The organism is Hydrogenophaga sp. (genome assembly GCF_048549895.1).
Classification (GTDB): domain Bacteria; phylum Pseudomonadota; class Gammaproteobacteria; order Burkholderiales; family Burkholderiaceae_C; genus Hydrogenophaga.
This window is the reverse complement of the sequence record NZ_JBLYYB010000059.1, coordinates 14,705-32,657: the sequence shown is the minus strand read 5'-3', so window position 1 is coordinate 32,657 and position 17,953 is coordinate 14,705. Positions and strand designations below refer to the sequence as shown.

The following is a 17,953-nucleotide window of genomic DNA, read 5'->3' as shown; positions in this document are numbered from 1 at the left end:
GCGCAAACACTCAAAGCTAGACTTCCTCAGCCCAGTCGACTTTGAGCAAGGCTTAATGGGCTAAGCAAACCGTCCGGGAAACTGGGGGAAGCCCACTCAAGCCCTTGGTCTGCAAGAACGTTTCGCCGGCTTGGGCGAAGCGGGCTATTTCTTCTTCGGGGGCTTCTTCCCATTGGGGCCAGCGGGGGGCTTGCTCAATTCGAGGCACCGGGCGTGGTGGCGGTGGGACGGCACACGCAGCGCAGTGGGGCTACTCAAGCTGATGCCTTCGAGCTTGATGTCTACCAGCCGCTGCGAACTGTCGTACTCGTAGATCAACCGCTTGCCGTTGGGCATGGTTGCCAGAGAGGTTTGCCCATTGGGACTTTGGACGTAGCGCGTCAACTGGCCACCCTGAGACAAGGACGTCACAAATCCGCGCAAAGAGTACGTGACCCGAATCTCATTGCCTTGGATGGTTTTGGCTGCTAGCACCCGTCCATTGCCATCCACTTGCGTGACCTGCGCCACCGCGTTGCCTCCCGTGACATCGGTGATCGAGATCAGATCACCTGCGGCGTTGTAGGTCAGGTTCCAGCGTTGCGTCTGCACGCCGTTGGTGAGTTCGGTGATGCTGGTGTTGAGGTTGTTGGCGTTGTAGCCGTACTGCGTGGAGGCGCTCGGGCCGGTGGCTGTGCCGTTGAACTTGAGCGCGCCGGTGGTGTCGGTGGTGGCGTATGTGCTCGTGGCAGCAAGGGCTTGGTTGCTGTAGCTGTAAGTGGTGCTGCGCCCGGGTTCGGCGATGCGCACGGGCAAGTTCCAGGTGCCATGCCACATGGTGGAGACCACCGAGGTGGCGTTGCTCAATGCGGGACGGGTGGCGGCACTGGAGAAGCTGGCGGGGAAAGTTGCGCGCTCGGCTTCCTGGCCTGCGGCGTTGTACGTGTAGAAGATCACGCTGCCGTCGTGCGAGACCTCCCGGATCTTGCGGCCTGCTGCGTCGTACTGGGTGGAGCGGGCGGTGGAGCCGCACAGCGGGCAGGGGGACGAGACGCCAGAGGGGCGCAGCACGCGGCCTTGCTGGACGAAGTTGTAGGTGCGGGTGGTGGGCGTGCCCGAGCTGAAGTCGGTGATGGTGGTTTGCGGTGCGCCAGCGGCGTCCTGGCCGTAGCTGAACTGCAGGCGGTCCACACCGCTGGCGCGCTGGGTCTCGCTCACGCGGCCTTGGGCGTCGTAGGTGTAGCTGCCGATGCGCTGGCCGGTTTCGTCGGTGATGCCGGTGAGGGCGCGGGGAAAGCGGCCGTCCTCGTAGTGGTAGCGCTTGATGTTGCCGTCGGGCCAGGTGACGCTGAGCAGGTTGCCTTGGGCGTCGTGGCTGTAGCGGGTGGTATCGCCACCCGGAGTGGTCATGGAGGTCAGCCGCCCAGCGCTGTCATAGGCCAGGGTGAGGCGGCGCCCGAAATGGTTGGTCACCCCTTCAAGCTGACCATTGACGTTGTAGCCCAGTGTGAGTTTCCAGCCGTTTCTGACTTCGATGTGTGTCAAACGCCCCGTCTTGTCGAAGATGTCGCTGGTGTTGTCCGACCGCTGGGTGAGTCGCCATCCGGTCGGAACGCCAGCTGCATCGCTTTGTTCACTGAGCAGCAGCTCTCCGTTCTCGGACTGCCAGGTTGATGTGGCGGCGTTCTTGGTGAAGCGCACGATTTCACCGCTTGGCCGCAGCGCATACACCGAGGTAGACAGCGCTGGTTGGTACAGGCGTGCACTGTAGGAGTGCAGCCAACCGTTGGCGGTTTGAATGGCGCTGATTGAGTGTTTGGAGCGGTAGTGCCGCTCGAACGGAATGGGATGACTGAAGCTGGGTACGTAGTCGGTCTCACTGTGCAGCTTGGTGCCCGTACCGGGCAGGGTGGGGTTGCCTACGCTGCAGGACTGCTCTTCGGTTGAGATGGTTGTGGGGCCGTAGCACACGGGATTGACCACCTCCACAGACCATCCGTCATCCGTGTAGTTCGGCAGACGCGTTGGGCAGGCTTGCGAAGGTCTGTGGGCCACGTACCAGTTTTGGTACATGTACTCTCGGCCTTCCACCGTGCAGTAGCAGCCGCGCCCGTAAACCGGGTCAACGCCAGCCCTGCAGCCTTGCATGTTGTATGACCTGCAGACTTCGTCGGCAGTTGGGTAGCGCGGACTGTTCGAATACCAGCCATTGCTGTAAGCCACTGCTGCGGGCTCGCACCAGTTGCCTGATTGGGCGCACACGGTGCCGGCGTCGGCATGCGCATGAGCGACCACCGCAAACCACATCCACAGAACCATGAACGCCTGAAGCAAGGCGCTGCGCTTCATGCCCGGAAATGATTTCCTGGTCATTTGATCTTCCTCCCTGTGTGCGAGCGCTGATTTGCTCTGGGCAGGAATGTAGATCAAAAGACCGCAAAAAATCTCGGGGTAATCCCCATTCAGGCAAACACGTCCAGCGGCTGGCTGCCGTCTGGGCGGGGGGCTGCGGTAGTGGGTCTTTGTGCAGGTGATGCGGGCGTTTGGCTGGTGGGCGCCCCGCCCCGCACACCGTTCTGTCGCGCCGCGCCATCGCCGCTGCGCGACCCCGGCTGACCGTGCGAGCCCACCGACACGCCACCCAGCTGGATGCCGCTCTTGTTCAGCAGATCGCCCAGCGACTCGCCCGCGTGCTCGCGCAGCGAGGCGCGTGCTTCGGCGCTGTCGGTCTTGAACTCCACCTGCACTTCTTTCCCCTGCATGGAGAGCTGGATGTCGATGGCTTGTTCGCCCGCCTCGCCGCCCACGCGCAGGCTGGCGTGGCGCAGGTGCTGGGTGCCCCAGTGGGTCACGGTGGGTTCTTCAGCGGCGTTGGCGTCGGCAAAGGGGTTGTCGGCCTGGCCCCCGGTCTGGTCAGACGCCCGGGCGTCGGAGCCGGTGTTGTCCGAGCCGGTGGCACTGTTGTCTGCGTGAGCGCCTGGCAAGGCCGTGGTGGCGTCGGCGGTGCGGCTGACCGCACCCGAGGTGGGTGGGTTGAAGGCGTCGGCGCCGGTGTCGCGCAGCTCGGTGGCGGCCAGGGGCACGCCCGGCGCCACACCGAAGCGCTCGTTGAGCGCCACGGTGCTGCGCACGTGTGATGGGTTGGCCGCCTGTTGAAGCGCCAGGGTTTCGGTGCTGGCCAGCGAGGCGTGGCGCCAGGGAGCGCCGGCTGTGCCGCTGGTGCTTGCATCGAGCACCCGGGCGGTGGGCACATAGGTGCTGGCCGGGCGCGCGGCGTTGGCCGGCAGGGCCACCGCACCTTTGGGCGCGGTCTCCAGTGGCGTGGGCTCCACCGGCGTCATGCCGGAGATGTCGAGTTGGCCCTCGGTCGTGGCGGTGGGCTCGGTGTTCGTTGCGGTGGCCGCGCGCTGGGCCGACCAGGCCGCGCCGGGCAGCCCGATGTTGTTGTCAGCGCTTGCGGCGCCGCCCGTTGTGCCCGCAGCCGCGTTGGATGCACCCGGCAGGCTCCAGCCCATGAGTGCGGTCAACGGGTTGTCGCTGGCCTCGGGCGCGTCCTGGTCGCTGGTGGGGTTGTCGGTCAGCGTGGCGCTGGGGGTTGTGCTGGGGGTGATCGCCTCGGGCAGCACCTGGGTGCTGGCCAGCAGGCTGAGCAGGTTGGCAAAGATGTCGCCGCCTTCGGCCTTGCGGTCTTGCGCCCGCGCGCCGGCCTGCGCCGGTTTGGCACTGGCCTCCACCGGCTTGGGTGCGCTGGCGGTTGCGGTGGTGCTGCTCATGTGCGGATGCCTTCCTGTTGTGCCCGTGCCAGGCTCTGGCGCAGGTGGATGGCCAGGGCCATCTCGTCGGTGTTTTTCTGGTCCTGGCGCTGCAGGCGGTGCTGTACCGCGAGCTGCTTGCGTTCGGTGAATTTGCGCAGGCCGGCCACGTCGCGTTCGCACACATGCACCTGGTCCTGGGCCCGCTCGATGAACGCTGCCCGCTCGCTCAGCACACCGCGCTGAAACTCCAGCGCGTGGTCGATCTTGGCCATGAACTGGCGGTGGTGCATCAGCAGCGCCACGTCGACGCCCACGCTGCTGCGCGTGGCCCAGCGCTGCTCGGCTTCCTGGGCGTAAGCCTGCAGCTGGTCCATCTGGTCCTGGGCCACCCGCAGCTCGCGCTGCATCTGGCCGAGCGCGCCCAGCGCTTCGTCGCGGCGTTTCTCGGCGATTTCAACGACCTTGTTGAGCGTCTGGATCGTGGTCATGCCTGCTTGCCTTCATAAGGGTTGTGGTGAGGGCGGGACTGGCGTTGGGCGTTGCCGCCCTTGTCTTCCTGCAAGGCACTCTGCAGCTGCTGCAGGCTCTCGGGCAGGGTGGCGGCTTCGTTCATGTCCTGCATCAGGAAACGCTGCAACGCCGGGTACAACACGATGGCGCGGTCGGTCTCCGGGTCGCTGCCGGGCACATACGCGCCGAGCTGGATCAGGTCGCGGCTCTTGATGTAGCGCGAGTAGGCGCCACGGAATTTGCGCGCCAGCTCCAGGTGCACGGCGCCGGCCACGTTGTGCATCACGCGCGAGGCCGAGGCCTCCACGTCGATGGCCGGGAAGTGGCCCGACTCGGCGAGCGAGCGAGACAGCACGATGTGGCCGTCCAGGATGGCGCGCGCCGCGTCGGCAATCGGGTCTTGCTGATCGTCGCCCTCTGAGAGCACGGTGTAGAAGGCGGTGATCGAGCCCACGCCGTTCAAGCCGTTGCCGCTGCGCTCCACCAGCTGCGGCAGCTTGGCAAAACACGAAGGTGGGTATCCCTTGGTGGCGGGCGGCTCGCCGATGGCGAGTGCGATCTCGCGCTGGGCCATGGCGTAGCGGGTGAGCGAGTCCATGAGCAGCAGCACGTCCAGGCCGTCGTCGCGGAAGCGCTCTGCAATGGCGGTGGCGTAGGCGGCGCCCTGCATGCGCACCAGCGGTGGCGCGTCGGCCGGAGCCGCCACCACCACCGAGCGCTTGCGGCCTTCGGCACCCAGGATGTCTTCAATGAATTCCTTCACCTCGCGACCGCGCTCGCCGATCAGCCCGACCACGATCACGTCGGCCTTGGTGTAGCGCGCCATCATGCCCAGCAGCACGCTCTTGCCCACGCCGGAGCCGGCAAACAGGCCGATGCGCTGGCCACGGCCCACGGTGAGCAGCGCGTTGATCGCGCGCACGCCGGTGTCCAGCGGGGTGCGCACCGGATCGCGGTCCATCGCGTTGAGCGGGGCGCGGTCCATCGGCTCGATGTCCACGTTGGTGATCGGGCCCTGGTGGTCCATGGGGTTGCCGTGCGAATCGACCACGCGGCCCAGCAGGCCCTTGCCCAGCGGCAGGCGCAGCGTGCCACGGTCGTCGGGCGAGGGCGGTTTGTTGGTGTGGCCCACGCGGGGCACGGTGCGGTAGGGCGCCAGCGGCGTCACGCTGGCGCCACTGGAGAGACCGTGCGTGTCCCCGGCCGGCATGAGGAAAGCGCGGTCGTTGGAGAAGCCCACCACCTCGGCCAGCACCGGCGCCTTGCTGCCGTTGCCGATGAGGCATTGCGAACCCACCGGCACCTTCAGGCCCACGGCCTCCAGCACCAGACCGGCCAGCCGGGTGAGCGTGCCGCGCACCTCCAGCGGGGTTTCCACGCTGGCGTTCACCCGCACGTCGTCCATGAAGTTGCCCCAGCGGCTCTCGGTACCAAAGGTGCTGTCAGACATCCGCGTTCCCTGGGTTCCAGGCCACGTTCATGCCGAGGTTGCCCACGGCGCGCGACCAGCGTTTTTCAATCGTCGCGTCCACCGCCGAGGCGCTGGATTCGATCAGGCAGCCACCGGGGCTGATCTGTGCGTCGGCCACGAACTCGGGCAGCGGACTGTTGAGCGTTTCCTGCAGCACACCCTTCATGAGCGCGAGATCGCCCGGGTTCATGCGCACGGTGGCGGGCAGACCGTCTTCGATCAGTTGCGACAGGGCTTCTGCGATCACCGGCTTGAGGTGCTGCGGATCGCTGGCGATGGCCTGGCGAACCACCTGGCGGGCCAGGTCGCAGGCCAGCTCCAGAATGCGGTGCGAGATCTTTTCTTCGCTTTTCTTCAGGTGGTCTTTGGTGTTGTGCAGCAGCTGCGCCATGCGCACAGCGGTTTCTTCAGACGTCTTGCGCACCGAGGCTTCGAGCGCATCGCGCACCTCCTGGCTGCCAGCTTCGTGCCCACGTTCAAAGCCTTCGGCGTAGGCCTGTTGCCGCGCTTCCTGCAGGGCTTCGCTGGTCACGCTTTCGCCCTTGTCGGTGGTTGGCGCGTGCCGATGCTCGTCGCTGCCGTCCACCGCAGAGAAATGCCAGGCGGCCACGCCTTCGATCTCTTCGCGCGGGATGAAACGGGAATGGGGGTTGGGTTTGGAGGCCATGGTCAGTGTCCGGTCACGGTCATACAAAAGCCTCGTCTTCCCCGCCGCCGCCGATCATGATCTGACCTTCATCGGAGAGGCGGCGCACGATCTTCAGGATTTCCTTCTGCTGCGTCTCCACCTCCGACAGGCGCATCGGGCCGCGCGATTCGAGGTCTTCGCGCAGCGCTTCGGCGGCGCGGGTGGACATGTTGGCCAGCACCAGTTCGCGCAGTTCGTTGGTGGCACCCTTGAGTGAGACCACCAGCGAATCGGTGGAGACTTCCTTGAGCACCAGCTGCACCGACTTGCCGTCGAGCTTGAGCAGGTCTTCGAACACGAACATCTTGTCCATGATCTTTTGTGCGAGCTCGGCGTCGAACTCGCGGATCGAATCGATCACCGAGGTCTCGATCTGCGTGCCCATCATGTTGATGATCTCGGCGGCGGTCTTCACGCCGCCCATGGAGGTCTTGCGGATCTTGTCGCCACCGGCGAGCACCTTGAACAGCACCTCGTTGAGGTCTTTCAGCGCGGTGGGCTGGATGCCTTCGAGCGTGGCAATGCGCAGCATCACCTCGTTGCGGGTGCGTTCGGTGAAGTTCTTGAGCACACCGGCGGTCTGGTCGGATTCGAGGTGCACCAGGATGGCGGCCACGATCTGCGGGTGTTCGTTGCGCAGCAGCTCGGCGATGGACGCCGGGTCCATCCACTTCAGGCTCTCGATGCCCGATACATCACCGCCCTGCAAGATGCGGTCGATCAGCAGCGAGGCCTTGTCGTCGCCCAGCGCGCGTTTGAGCACAGCGCGCACGTAGTTGTCGGTGTCGGACACCAGCAGGCTCTGCGAGGAGGCCGCGCCGGTGAACTTCTGCATCACCTGGTCCACACGTTCGTGCGAGACCGATTTCGTCTTGGCAATCGTTTCGCCGAGCTTCTGCACTTCTTTCGGGCTGAGGTGCTTGAACACCTCGGCCGCTTCTTCCTCGCCAATCGACATGAGAAAGATCGCGGCGTCCTGGATTCCCTGGTCTTCCATGTGCGTGTCTCTGTGGGGTGTGTGGTGGTGCGTGCGGGGTCAGGCGGGGGATTCGCCATTGACCCAGCCTTTGACGATGTTCGCCACGGCCATCGGGTTTTCCAGCGCGAGGCGCTTGGCGTCGACGAGGCGCTGGCTCTCGGCCGTGGGCTCGTTGCTCGGCATTGGCAGGCCGGGGCGCTCGGGGGTTTCGTTGAGCATGGCGCTCAGGGGTTGCAGTTCGGTCTGGTCGCGGCGCACCGGCGTCTTGATCAGCTTGAGGCCGGGGCGCACCATGCCCATGAGCACCAGCAGGCCCAGGCCCACCATGCCGATGGGCCAGGCCAGACTGCGCAGGAAATCCTGGTTGTCGGCCTGCTGCCACCAGGCTGGTGTGGCCACTTCCGCGGTCTTCTCCACATTGAAAGGTGCGTTGACCAGGTTCACCGAGTCGCCCCGGTCCTTGTTGAAGCCGATGGTCTCGCGCACCAGCGCGGTCATCTGCTCCAGCTGCGCGGGAGGAATGGCCACGGTGGTTTCCTTGCCCGCCTTGTCCACCGTGGTGCGGTGGTTGATCACCACCGCAGCGCTCAGACGTTTGATCTGACCGCTGGACTCGCGAACCACCTTCACCGTCTTGTCCACCTCGTAGTTCACCACCGACTCGCGGCGCATCGTGCCCGGCTTGTCGGTGCCACCCTGGGGCGTCACACCCACCGGGGCGGCGGCGCCGTTCACAGGCGCGGTGCCGGTCACCGGGGGCTGGTTGCTCACCGCGCCGGGCACACCCGAGGGCGTTGCGCTGGCGGCAGCGCCGTCTTCCACCGTCTGCTGGCTGCGCACCACGCTGGTGTCGGGGCTCTGGTTGGGTTTGTGCTGTTCGCTGGTGGACTCGACCATGGAGAAGTCCACGTCGGCGCTCACCTGGGCCTTCACGTTGTTGCGGCCCACCAGCGGCTCCAGCATCTCCATGATGCGGCGCGTGTAGAGCTGTTCGATCTGCTGGGTGTACTGCAGCTTCTGCGTGTCGGCGCCCTGGGCCTGTGCGTCGGTGGGGGCCGAGAGCAGGCTGCCCGCGTCGTCCACCACGCTCACCGCCTTGGGGTTCATCTCGGGCACGCTGCTGGCCACCAGGTGCACGATGCCGGCCACCTGCGCACGGTCGAGCGTGCGGCCGGGGTGCAGGGTGAGCAGCACCGAGGCGCTGGGTTTTTGCTGTTCGCGAAAGAAACCGTTCTGGTTGGGCAGGGCCAGGTGGATGCGCGCGCTCTGCACCGAGGAGAGCGATTGGATCGAGCGGGTGAGTTCGCCTTCGAGGCCGCGCTGGAACGTGAGCCGCTCCTGGAACTGGGTCATGCCGAAGCGGTTGGACTCCATCTGCTCGAAGCCCGAGACAGAGCCCTTGGGCAAACCTTGCGAGGCCAGGCGCAGGCGCGTGTCGTGCACCTTGTCGGCCGGCACCAGAATGGCCTGGCCGCCTTCGGCGTGTTTGTAAGGCACGTTCATCTGCGAGAGCTGCGCCACCACCGCGCCGCCGTCCTTGTCGCCCAGGTTGGCGTAGAGCACACGGTACTCGGGCTGGCGGCCCATGAAGAAGAAAGCCAGGGCGATCGCCAGCAAGGCGAGTGCGCCCAGACCCAGCTTGATCTTCTGGGCCTGGTCCATGCGCGAAAGGCCTTCACTGAGAGCGCTTCGGCTTGCGGGCTGGAGTTCTATCGGTGCCAGGGTGGTGCTCATGTGCGGGGCTCGGGTAGAGGGTCTGTTTCGGGACGAAGAACATCCCGTTGCGACCGATTATTCGGCCCCACCCCCTGCGCCATACCCACGATAAGGCCCTGCTTTGTGCCCTTATTCCCGCTGCGTGAGCGGCCCTCGCCGCCTAGCATCAACGCATTCACTTTGTGAGAGGAATCTGCCATGGACATGCGCATCTCCCCCATGACCAGCCAGGCGTTGACCGGCATTGGTCAAACCCAGCTCAAGCGCCCCGGCGGTGTGGGCGGCGCCGGAGGCGTCGAAGGTGGCTTTGCCGCCAACCTCAAGGACGCACTCAAGAGCGTGAGCGCTTCGCAAGAAGAAGCCTCGCGCCTGCAAACCCAGGTGCAACTGGGCAACCCCAAGGTGAGCCTGGAAGAAACCATGCTCGCGATGCAGAAGTCGCAAGTGGGGTTTCAGGCCACGCTGCATGTGCGCACCCGGATGGTCCAGGCCTACACAGACATCATGAACATGGGGGTTTAGAAGCCCCCCTGCGCCGCTCACGCGGCTTCCCCCCGGTGGGGGGACGATGCCTGCGGCCTGGCGGAGCCAGTTCCGCGGCATCTCTGGGTTCAGGCATTTCGCGCCGGACCCGTTTTTTCGCCCCCTCGTTTCCCCCCTCGTGGTCAATGCATGGGTTGGGGTTGATTGCGATCGATCAACTGGGCCAGATCGTTCAACCACGGCTCGGCCAGGTTGCGTATCTCGGCGTCCGTGCGCAGGATGCGCTGCATGATCTTGGTCTTTTCCTTGCGGTCTTCCGGCGCCAGCGCGTCGGTCTTGGACTTGAAGCGCAACTGCGCGATCAACACCGCGCAAGCACCTTCCAGGCGCACGACCTGGTCCCAGTTTTCCGTCTTCGCCGCTTCGAGCATCTGGCTGCTCGTGCGCTCGATGGCTTTGTAGTAGTCCAGCAAGCTGTGCTCCATGTCAGGCCCCTTGGCCCGGTGCGGGCGTTGCGGCAGCGCCGCGGATCTGCTTCCACGAATCGGCCAGCGGCTCGATCAGGTCGATCACCTCGGTCACCAGCGAGCGGTCGTTGCGCAGGTTGGCCAGGGTCAGGCGCTGCACGGCGTAGCCATACAGGCCATTCAGATTTTTTGCCAGATCGCCACCCTGCGCCATGTTCAAACCACCCTTGAGGCCTTCTTCGAGGATGCGCACGGCCTTGCCGACGGCCATGCCCTTGGCTTCGACCTCCCCACGCTCCATGGCACCACGCGCCGCGTTGAGCGACTGCATGAGGCCGTCAAACAGCATGCCCACCAGCTGGTGCGGGTCGGCGGTGCTCACGCCGGTGTCGGCGGATACGCGTTTGTAGGCGGCGGCGGATCGGGAGTTCACAGAGGTAAACATGGCTTCGGTTCCTTGTGGCTGATACCTTTCTGTATCGGCATGCACTGCGGGGACTGTAGGCGCTGTGGCAGGGAAATGGGGGGTGAAAGTGGATGCAGATTCCATGCGTGTGCGTTTCTGTCAGCGGCATCACGCAGCGCGTGAAAAACCCGACCGGGCAGGGCGCTGCGCAGGGTCGGGTTGGCGATGGTTTGATCGGGTTCTATCCCGTGCTTTTGTTCCACATCGCCACCTGCTGGTTCACGAAGGCGCCCAGGCTGCTCAAGCGCCCCACGGCGGCGTCCATCGCGTTGTATTGCGCCAGGTAGCGGACTTCGGCCCGGGCGGCGCGATCGTTGACGCGCTCCTGCTCCTTGCCATTGCGGGTCACCGCCTGCTTCAACGAGTCGGTTCTTGCGCTCAGCGCACCGGCCGTGCCAGCAATGCCGTCTGCGAACGCCTTGACCTTCAGACCAAAACCAATGGTCGTTGCATCGCCATCTTCGGATGTGAACAGGTTGCGAACGGCCGAAAGATTCTCCATGGCTGCCGTGAGCTTGTCGGCCTTGACCTCCAGGGTTCCGTTCTGGGCAGCGACGATGCCGATATCGGCCAGCCGGGTGAAAGAGCCGTTGCCGGTGACGGAGCGCATCATGCCGCGCAGTGCGTTCTGCAAGCCCACAGCGGTGCTGTCGCCCTGCAGGGAGCCCGCCGTCTTGGTGGTTTCGTTGTAGGCGGTGGCTGTCGTCAGCAGTGTGCTGATGCTGTTGTAGGCATCCACGAAAGCCTGGATGTTCTTTTTCATGCCTTCGGTGTCGGCGCTGATGTTGATGTCCACCGCGGCCGTTGTGGGCTTCTTGAGTGTGAGCGTCAACCCGGGCACGGTGTCCGAGAGCTGGTTGGTGGCGCTCTCCAGGTCCACGCCATCGATCGAGAACTGTGCGTTGGCAGCGGGCTGGGCCTGGGTCATGCCGCCCACGGCCCCGCCGCCGAACGCCAGCTTTTGCAGACCGTCGGCATTGCCGCCCGTGACCGCCACGGTGAAGGTGTTTGCCGCGCCGGTTTCCTTGCCGCGCATGATGATGCGTTCGCCGGACGCGTCTTTGAGCACGGTGGCGGTCACGCCGACGTCGCTGCTGTTGATCTTGGCCGCAATGGCCGCAGGGCTGTCCTCCCCCGCGAGGATCTCGATGTCCTTGACCGCTCCGCCCGCCACGCTGAAGCTCAGCGTGCCTGTACCGAGTCCGCTGGCCGTGTTGAGCACGCCGCTGGCTGCGGACTGCGATGACGCCAGAGACGCCACCGACAGCGAGAACCGACCCGCCGTGGCGGTGGATGTGGCAGAAACGGCGACCTCGGCAGCATTGCCGGATGTGGCGTTGAAGCCGCTCCAGCTCGCAGGATCGCCCAGCTTGGCGGCCAGGGTGCCCAGGTTGTCGATGCTGGACTTGATCGTGCTGAGGATGGAGATTTTCGACTGGAAAGTGGTGGCCTGTCGCTGCAGCGGCTGCAGCGGTGCACGCTCCAGAGCGACCAGCTGCGACACGATGCTTTTGATGTCGATGCCGCTGGCGAGACCAGGTGAAGAGATGGCTGACATGAGCTTTCCTTTTCGGAATGAACGCAGTGCACGCAGCAGGCATGCACTCGGTTGATGCCGCAAGTGACAAAGCGGCGGGACGGAAAACCGCCTCCGCCGCTGCGATCACCGCACATTGAGGCGCGGTGATCCCGGTTGCTGCGAAATCAACGCAGCAGGGCCAGCACGCCCTGAGGTGCCTGGTTGGCCTGGGCCACCATGGCCGTACCGGCCTGCTGCAGGATCTGCGAGCGCGACAGGTTGGACGTCTCCTTGGCGAAGTCGGCATCCACGATACGGCCGCGGGCGGCAGCGGTGTTTTCCGCAGTGATCTGGATGCTGCTCACAGCGTTCTCGAAGCGGCTCTGCAGGGCGCCGAGGTTGGCGCGCGAGGTGTTCACGGCCTCCAGTGCCTTGTCGATCTGCACCAGGGCGGTCTGCGAGTTGTCGAAGCTCTGCACGTTCAGGCCGGCGATGCCGGTGGTGGCGACTGCGGCGGTCGTGCCAGCGGCAAATCCAGCGATCGGCACCGTGGCCGAAGCGCCGGCCACAACGATGCTGCCGGAGGTGCTGCGCAGGCTGATCTGGCCGGTGGCGGCGTCGTAGGACGCACCCACGTTGGTCTGGGCGGAGACCTTGTTGATGGCCGAGACCATCTGGTTGGCGCGCTCGCCGGCGCTTCCGGCTGCGGTCACGGCGCCGATGTCGACACCGTTGATCGTCACGCCACCGGCGGGGATGGCCGTGGCGAAACCCGTCAGGGCGCTGGCGGCCACCGAAGTTGTGGCGATGTTGGTGGTGCCGCCCAGGTTGGCGAGGGTCACGTCGGCAATGGTGGAGACGGTGATGGTCTCGCCGGCGTTGGCGCCGACCTGGAAGGACTGCGATGCGAAGCTGCCGTCGAGCAGGCTGGTGCCGTTGAACTTGGTCGAGCCAGCGACGCGGCCGATCTCGTCCTTGAGCGCGGTCACTTCAGCGTCGAGTGCGTTGCGGTCGGTTTGGTTGTTGGTGGCGTTGGACGACTGCACGGCCAGTTCACGCATGCGCTGCAGCATGTCGCCCACTTTGCCCAGCGCGCCTTCAGCGGTCTGCGCCAGCGAGATGCCGTCGTTGGCGTTGCGGGCAGCCACGTTCAGGCCGCGCACCTGGGCGTTCATGCGCTCGGAGATGGCGAGGCCGGCGGCGTCGTCCTTGGCACTGTTGACACGCAGACCCGAAGACAGGCGCTGCATGGAAGTGGCCAGCGAACCGGCTGACTGGGTCAGGTTGCGCTGGGCGGTCATCGACATCACGTTTGTGTTGATGGTGGTCATAACTAACTCCTAAAGGATGGATAAAAAGTAATCCGGCATTGCTGCCAATCTCAACGCCAGCCAGAAGGCTGGCCGCCATGACCGGAGCTGGCTGCACGCGCCGGATGGACCCCAGGTCTCTTCCAACTCGCCGCTTCACTTGCCGGACGACGAACCTTTCTAGAAGTCCGTTGAGTTCAATTTCGGAGACCTGCACGGATTCTTTAGCCCTGCTTGAAATTCGTTTCGCAAATAAGCAGGTGCTGTGCGGTCCAGTTCGGCGCTTAGATGTTTGAGCTGCGCAGCGCAGGTGCTGCACGGGTGCTGCTCAAGGGCGGTTCAGGGCCCGAACAGGCACGACCGTTTTGAGAACCAAAGACGTAGGCATTGGGATGACACGCAGGTGCTGCACACCTGACACGCGGTACAGCCGTTTACCGATTCAAGATTTTTTACCCCTCGACACAATTACACACATCGGGTCAGGAGTTGTAAGCAAGTCGCCAACAGCACTGCCCCCACCACCGAAGGAAACATCATGGACAGCGAACAACTCCTGGCAGAAATCCGCGAAGCCAACCTGACCTATCTGATGCTGGCTCAGAACCTGATCCGCAAGGACCGCGCCGAAGCGCTGTTCCGCCTCGGCCTGACCGAAGAAGCTGCAGATCTGCTGGGCATGCTGTCCACCGCGCAGTTGCTGAAGATCGCGTCTTCCAACATGCTGCTGTGCCGCTTCCGTGTGGACGACGACCTGGTGTGGAACCTGCTGACCAGCCACAACGTGAAGAAGGTGGACAACGCCACCACCACGCAGCTGCACGCCAGCATCCTCATGGCCGGCAAGTTCGCCGAGTCCATGGCCGCACACTGAGCTGCGCGGTTACAAGTTTCCCTTCCCTCACGCTCCAGGAACACACCATGGCCGTCGGCAAAAGCATCCTCAACGAGTCCCGCGACATCGAACGCGCGGTGGCCCTGATCCAGCTCGGTGCGCGCCTGCAGGTGCTGGAGTACGAAACGTCGCTGTCGTACGAGCGCCTGTTGCGCTTGTACAAGGAAGTGGCGGGCAAGAGCCCTTCGAAAGGCCAGTTGCCTTTCTCCACCGACTGGTTCCTCACGTGGCAGCCCAACATTCACGCCTCGCTGTTCCTCAACATCCACGAGTACCTGAGCAAGACCAGCGAACTCGAAGAGATCGACACGGTGATCAAGGCCTTCCGCCTCTACAACGACCAGATGACGGCCAGCTCGATCGAGCCCATCCTCTCGGTCACCCGCGCCTGGCGCCTGGTGAAGTTCGTGGACAACGGCATGCTGACCCTGACCAAGTGCACCTGCTGCGGCGGCCACTTCGTCACCGAGCCCTATGAAAACCGCCACTTCGTGTGCGGCCTGTGCCAGCCACCGGCCAGGGCAGGCAAAGGCGCTGCATCCGGCGGACTCCGCTTGCACTGATCACTGCCTTTCCCAAAACATGAAATGGACCCCGATGCGGGTCCATTTCGCGTTTATGGGTCCCATCAATCGCACCTAGAGTTGGTCGATAGAAATGGCATCCCCCCAAAGTCACGCGTCACCTGTGTGCCGCGTCCTCTTTCAGGCCCAAACACATGTTCGTCATCATCGGTTTCATCGTCTCGATGCTTTGCATCTTCGGCGTCTACATCTTTCACGGTGGCAACATCGCGGTGGTGCTCAAAGCCTTGCCGTTCGAGATGACGACCATCCTGGGCGCGGCGATCGGCGCTTTCCTCATCAACAACCAGATGAAGGTGATCAAGGCCTCGGTCAAGGGCCTGGCCGGTTGCTTCAAGGGCAGCCGCTACACCAAGGCGCGTTACATGGAGCTCATGGCGCTGCAGTTCGACATCTTGCAGAAGGCGCGCAAGGAAGGCCTGATGGCGATCGAGCAGGACGTGGAGAACCCGCACGACTCGGCGGTGTTCAAGAAGTACCCCACCATCGCCGCCGACCACCACGTGGTCGAGTTCATCACCGACTACCTGCGCATGATGGTCTCGGGCAACCTGAACGCACACGAGATCGAGTCGCTCATGGACAGCGAGATCGAAACCCACCACCAGGAAGCGCACGCACCGGTGGCCGCCATCGGCCGCCTGGCCGGTGGTCTGCCGGCCTTCGGCATCGTGGCCGCCGTGCTGGGCGTGGTGAACACCATGGGCTCGGTGGGCCAGCCGCCCGCGGTGCTCGGCGGCATGATCGCCTCCGCCCTGGTCGGCACGTTTCTCGGCATCTTGCTGGCCTACGGTGTGTTCGAGCCGCTCGGTGGCCTGATGGACCAGAAGGTGGAAGAGAGCAGCAAGGAATTCCAGTGCATCAAGACCACGCTGCTGGCCAGCATGCAGGGCTATGCGCCCGCCACGGCCATCGAGTTCGGTCGCAAGGTGCTGCTGTCTGATGTGCGCCCGACTTTCAACGAACTCGAAGCCCACGTGAAGGGCAAGAAGTGATCCAGCGGAAAGAACACCATGGCTGATGGCAAGAAGCTGCAACCGATCATCATCAAGCGCATCAAGAAGAGCGGTCATGCCGCTCACGGCGGTGCGTGGAAGATCGCCTACGCCGACTTTGTGACGGCCATGATGGCGTTCTTTCTGCTCATGTGGCTGCTGGGCTCCACCGCCAAGGGTGAGCTCGATGGCATCGCCAGCTATTTCCAGTCGCCGGTGAAGGTCTCGCTCATGGGCGGGGCGGGCACGGGCAACAGCAGCAGCATCCTGCCCGGTGGCGGGCGCGATCTGAGCAAGTCGTTTGGCCAGATGGACAGCGGCGAGGCCGAGCGTGCCGCCAAGGTGATGGGTGCGCAGATGGCGCAGGAAGTCAAGGCACGGCAAGAAGCCGCACGCCTGGACGCGCTGGAGAAAAAAATCGAGGTGCTGATCGAGAGCAATCCCAAGCTGGCCGAGTTCGGCTCGCAGATCCAGCTGGAGAAGACCACCGATGGCCTGCACATTCAGATCGTGGACCAGCAGAACCGCCCGATGTTCGATGCCGGCAGCTCGCTGGTGAAACCCTACATGCGCGACATCCTGCGCGAGATCGGCATGGCGCTGGGCGATGTGGAGAACCGCATCGCGCTGGCAGGCCACACCGACGCCACACCTTATGGTAGTGGCGAGCGTGGCTACAGCAACTGGGAACTCTCGGCCGACCGGGCCAACGCCTCGCGCCGCGAGCTGGTCTCCGGCGGCCTGCCCGACAACAAGCTGCGCCGCGTGGAAGGTCTGGCGTCGAGCCGGCTGCTGCGCCCCGAGACCCCGACCGATCCGATCAACCGGCGCATCAGCATCGTGGTGATGACGCAGGCGGCCGAAGACCGCATGGCGCCGACCTCGCTGCCTGCGGCCGCGCCTGCACCGCTGCCCGCCGCGACGGTCGAAACATCGATGGCGCCTGCGCTTCAGATTCCGGCCGAAGTGACGAAATCATCTCCAGGGAGTGGTGGCTGAACGGCTGCCATCTCCAACCCACCGACCCACCCGCCCTCGGAGGCCTGCATGACCACCCCGATGAAATTCCTGATCGTTGACGACTTCTCCACCATGCGCCGCATCGTGCGCAACCTGCTCAAAGAGATCGGTCACACCGACGCGGACGAAGCCGAAGACGGCGCCATCGCGTTGAACAAGCTGCGCAACGGCGTGTTCAACTTCGTGGTCTCCGACATCAACATGCCCAACATGAACGGCTTCGAGCTGCTCGCCGAGATCAAGAAGGATGAGAAGCTCAAGCACCTGCCGGTGCTGATGGTCACGGCCGAAGCGCGCAAGGAAGACATCGTGCTGGCAGCGCAAAGTGGCGCGGCCGGTTACATCGTCAAGCCCTTCACCAAGGCGACGCTGGAAGACAAGCTGGCCAACATCTTCAAGAAGCTCGGCATTTAAGGACCGCTGCCATGAACCACGATGACGCAGCGAATCCGGGTGCTCCGCAGATGTTCCAGAAACTGGGCTCCATCACGCGCCAGTTGCACGATGCATTGAAAGAGCTGGGCTACACCGACAAGCTCAAGGGCACGGTCGACCAGTTGCCCGACGCGCAAAGCCGCCTGTCCTACATCGCCCGCCTCACCGGCGAAGCCGCCGACAAGGTGCTCAACCACGTTGAACTCGGCAAGACCGAGCAAGGCCTGATCGCCGAGCGTGGCCGCCAGCTGGCCGACACCATCTCCCGTGTGCCCGCGCTGGCCAAGGCCATGCCCGAGCTGATGGAGTGGACGAACGACATCATCGTCACCAGCGAACAGACCGACGCGCGCCTGACCGACATCATGATGGCGCAGGACTTCCACGACCTCACCGGCCAGGTGATCGCCCGCGTGGTGCAACTCGCCGGCACGATCGAAGAGCAACTGCTCGGCCTGCTGCTGCAGTCGGCCCCCTCGGGCCAGCCCGGCCAGGACCACGCCTACGAACTGGCGGGCCCCGTGGTGGAAGGCACGGGCCGCACCGATGTGGTCAACGACCAGCAACAGGTCGACGACCTGCTCGCATCACTCGGTTTCTAACCCCCGCGGCGCTGCGCGCCCAAGCGCCCCGATCCCGAAGAGGTGCATCCGAGAAAAGCACCCCTACACAGCGTCTTAT

General features: G+C 64.5%; 18 protein-coding genes. 7 read left to right on the top strand and 11 right to left on the bottom strand.

The window, feature by feature from the left end:
- Positions 1 to 144 precede the first annotated feature (144 nt).
- From ACN4F8_RS06175 to fliF, 7 genes are all read right to left on the bottom strand, one after another.
- Positions 145 to 2,352 carry a DUF6531 domain-containing protein gene (locus ACN4F8_RS06175; RefSeq protein ID WP_419472744.1) on the bottom strand — a complete coding sequence of 736 codons (2,208 nt, stop codon included), beginning with the start codon at positions 2,350 to 2,352 and terminating at the stop codon, positions 145 to 147.
- A gap of 89 nt (positions 2,353 to 2,441) precedes the next feature.
- A complete protein-coding gene (locus ACN4F8_RS06170) occupies positions 2,442 to 3,752 on the bottom strand; it encodes a flagellar hook-length control protein FliK (RefSeq protein ID WP_419472743.1) in 1,311 nt (436 codons plus the stop codon).
- Positions 3,749 to 4,222 carry a flagellar export protein FliJ gene (gene fliJ / locus ACN4F8_RS06165; RefSeq protein WP_419472742.1) on the bottom strand — a complete coding sequence of 158 codons (474 nt, stop codon included), beginning with the start codon at positions 4,220 to 4,222 and terminating at the stop codon, positions 3,749 to 3,751. The genes ACN4F8_RS06170 and fliJ overlap by 4 nt, the downstream gene beginning before the upstream one ends.
- Positions 4,219 to 5,694, bottom strand: a complete 1,476-nt coding sequence (gene fliI, locus ACN4F8_RS06160) for a flagellar protein export ATPase FliI (RefSeq protein WP_419472741.1) — start codon at positions 5,692 to 5,694, stop codon at positions 4,219 to 4,221. The genes fliJ and fliI overlap by 4 nt, the downstream gene beginning before the upstream one ends.
- Entirely contained in the window at positions 5,687 to 6,382 is a 696-nt protein-coding gene (locus ACN4F8_RS06155; RefSeq protein WP_419472740.1) for a FliH/SctL family protein, read from the bottom strand. Before ACN4F8_RS06155 ends, fliI begins: the two co-directional genes overlap by 8 nt.
- Before the next feature lie 19 nt (positions 6,383 to 6,401).
- Complete coding sequence (gene fliG, locus ACN4F8_RS06150; RefSeq protein ID WP_419472739.1) at positions 6,402 to 7,400, bottom strand: flagellar motor switch protein FliG; 999 nt, start codon at positions 7,398 to 7,400, stop codon at positions 6,402 to 6,404.
- 39 nt (positions 7,401 to 7,439) lie between these two features.
- On the bottom strand, positions 7,440 to 9,116 hold the full coding sequence (gene fliF / locus ACN4F8_RS06145; protein ID WP_419472738.1) for a flagellar basal-body MS-ring/collar protein FliF: 1,677 nt from the start codon (positions 9,114 to 9,116) through the stop codon (positions 7,440 to 7,442).
- Positions 9,117 to 9,296: 180 nt separating this feature from the next.
- Here fliF and fliE point away from each other — a divergent pair, with 180 nt between their 5' ends.
- Entirely contained in the window at positions 9,297 to 9,620 is a 324-nt protein-coding gene (gene fliE / locus ACN4F8_RS06140; RefSeq protein WP_419472737.1) for a flagellar hook-basal body complex protein FliE, read from the top strand.
- A 143-nt stretch (positions 9,621 to 9,763) separates the two neighbouring features.
- On the opposite strand, the gene ACN4F8_RS06135 is transcribed toward fliE, so the two are convergent.
- The 4 genes from ACN4F8_RS06135 to ACN4F8_RS06120 form a co-directional block, all read right to left on the bottom strand.
- Positions 9,764 to 10,066: a flagellar protein FliT gene (locus tag ACN4F8_RS06135; protein WP_419472736.1), complete on the bottom strand. Its 303-nt coding sequence runs from the start codon at positions 10,064 to 10,066 to the stop codon at positions 9,764 to 9,766.
- Position 10,067: 1 nt separating this feature from the next.
- On the bottom strand, positions 10,068 to 10,493 hold the full coding sequence (fliS, locus tag ACN4F8_RS06130) for a flagellar export chaperone FliS (protein ID WP_419472735.1): 426 nt from the start codon (positions 10,491 to 10,493) through the stop codon (positions 10,068 to 10,070).
- Positions 10,494 to 10,695: 202 nt separating this feature from the next.
- Positions 10,696 to 12,072 (bottom strand): flagellar filament capping protein FliD, encoded by a 1,377-nt coding sequence (fliD, locus tag ACN4F8_RS06125; RefSeq protein WP_419472734.1) that lies wholly within the window; start codon positions 12,070 to 12,072, stop codon positions 10,696 to 10,698.
- Between the two features lie 146 nt (positions 12,073 to 12,218).
- Positions 12,219 to 13,364, bottom strand: a complete 1,146-nt coding sequence (locus ACN4F8_RS06120; RefSeq protein WP_419472733.1) for a flagellin — start codon at positions 13,362 to 13,364, stop codon at positions 12,219 to 12,221.
- Positions 13,365 to 13,881: 517 nt separating this feature from the next.
- On the opposite strand from ACN4F8_RS06120, the gene flhD reads away from it, so the two are divergent.
- The 6 genes from flhD (at position 13,882) to ACN4F8_RS06090 (ending at position 17,874) form a co-directional block, all read left to right on the top strand.
- Complete coding sequence (flhD, locus tag ACN4F8_RS06115; protein WP_056268595.1) at positions 13,882 to 14,217, top strand: flagellar transcriptional regulator FlhD; 336 nt, start codon at positions 13,882 to 13,884, stop codon at positions 14,215 to 14,217.
- A 47-nt stretch (positions 14,218 to 14,264) separates the two neighbouring features.
- Positions 14,265 to 14,801, top strand: a complete 537-nt coding sequence (gene flhC / locus ACN4F8_RS06110) for a flagellar transcriptional regulator FlhC (RefSeq protein WP_419472732.1) — start codon at positions 14,265 to 14,267, stop codon at positions 14,799 to 14,801.
- 155 nt (positions 14,802 to 14,956) lie between these two features.
- Complete coding sequence (gene motA / locus ACN4F8_RS06105; RefSeq protein WP_419472731.1) at positions 14,957 to 15,817, top strand: flagellar motor stator protein MotA; 861 nt, start codon at positions 14,957 to 14,959, stop codon at positions 15,815 to 15,817.
- 18 nt (positions 15,818 to 15,835) lie between these two features.
- Positions 15,836 to 16,816 (top strand): flagellar motor protein MotB, encoded by a 981-nt coding sequence (gene motB / locus ACN4F8_RS06100; RefSeq protein WP_419472730.1) that lies wholly within the window; start codon positions 15,836 to 15,838, stop codon positions 16,814 to 16,816.
- Positions 16,817 to 16,864: 48 nt separating this feature from the next.
- Entirely contained in the window at positions 16,865 to 17,251 is a 387-nt protein-coding gene (gene cheY / locus ACN4F8_RS06095; protein ID WP_322273346.1) for a chemotaxis response regulator CheY, read from the top strand.
- An 11-nt stretch (positions 17,252 to 17,262) separates the two neighbouring features.
- Complete coding sequence (locus tag ACN4F8_RS06090; RefSeq protein WP_419472729.1) at positions 17,263 to 17,874, top strand: protein phosphatase CheZ; 612 nt, start codon at positions 17,263 to 17,265, stop codon at positions 17,872 to 17,874.
- Positions 17,875 to 17,953: the final 79 nt, after the last annotated feature.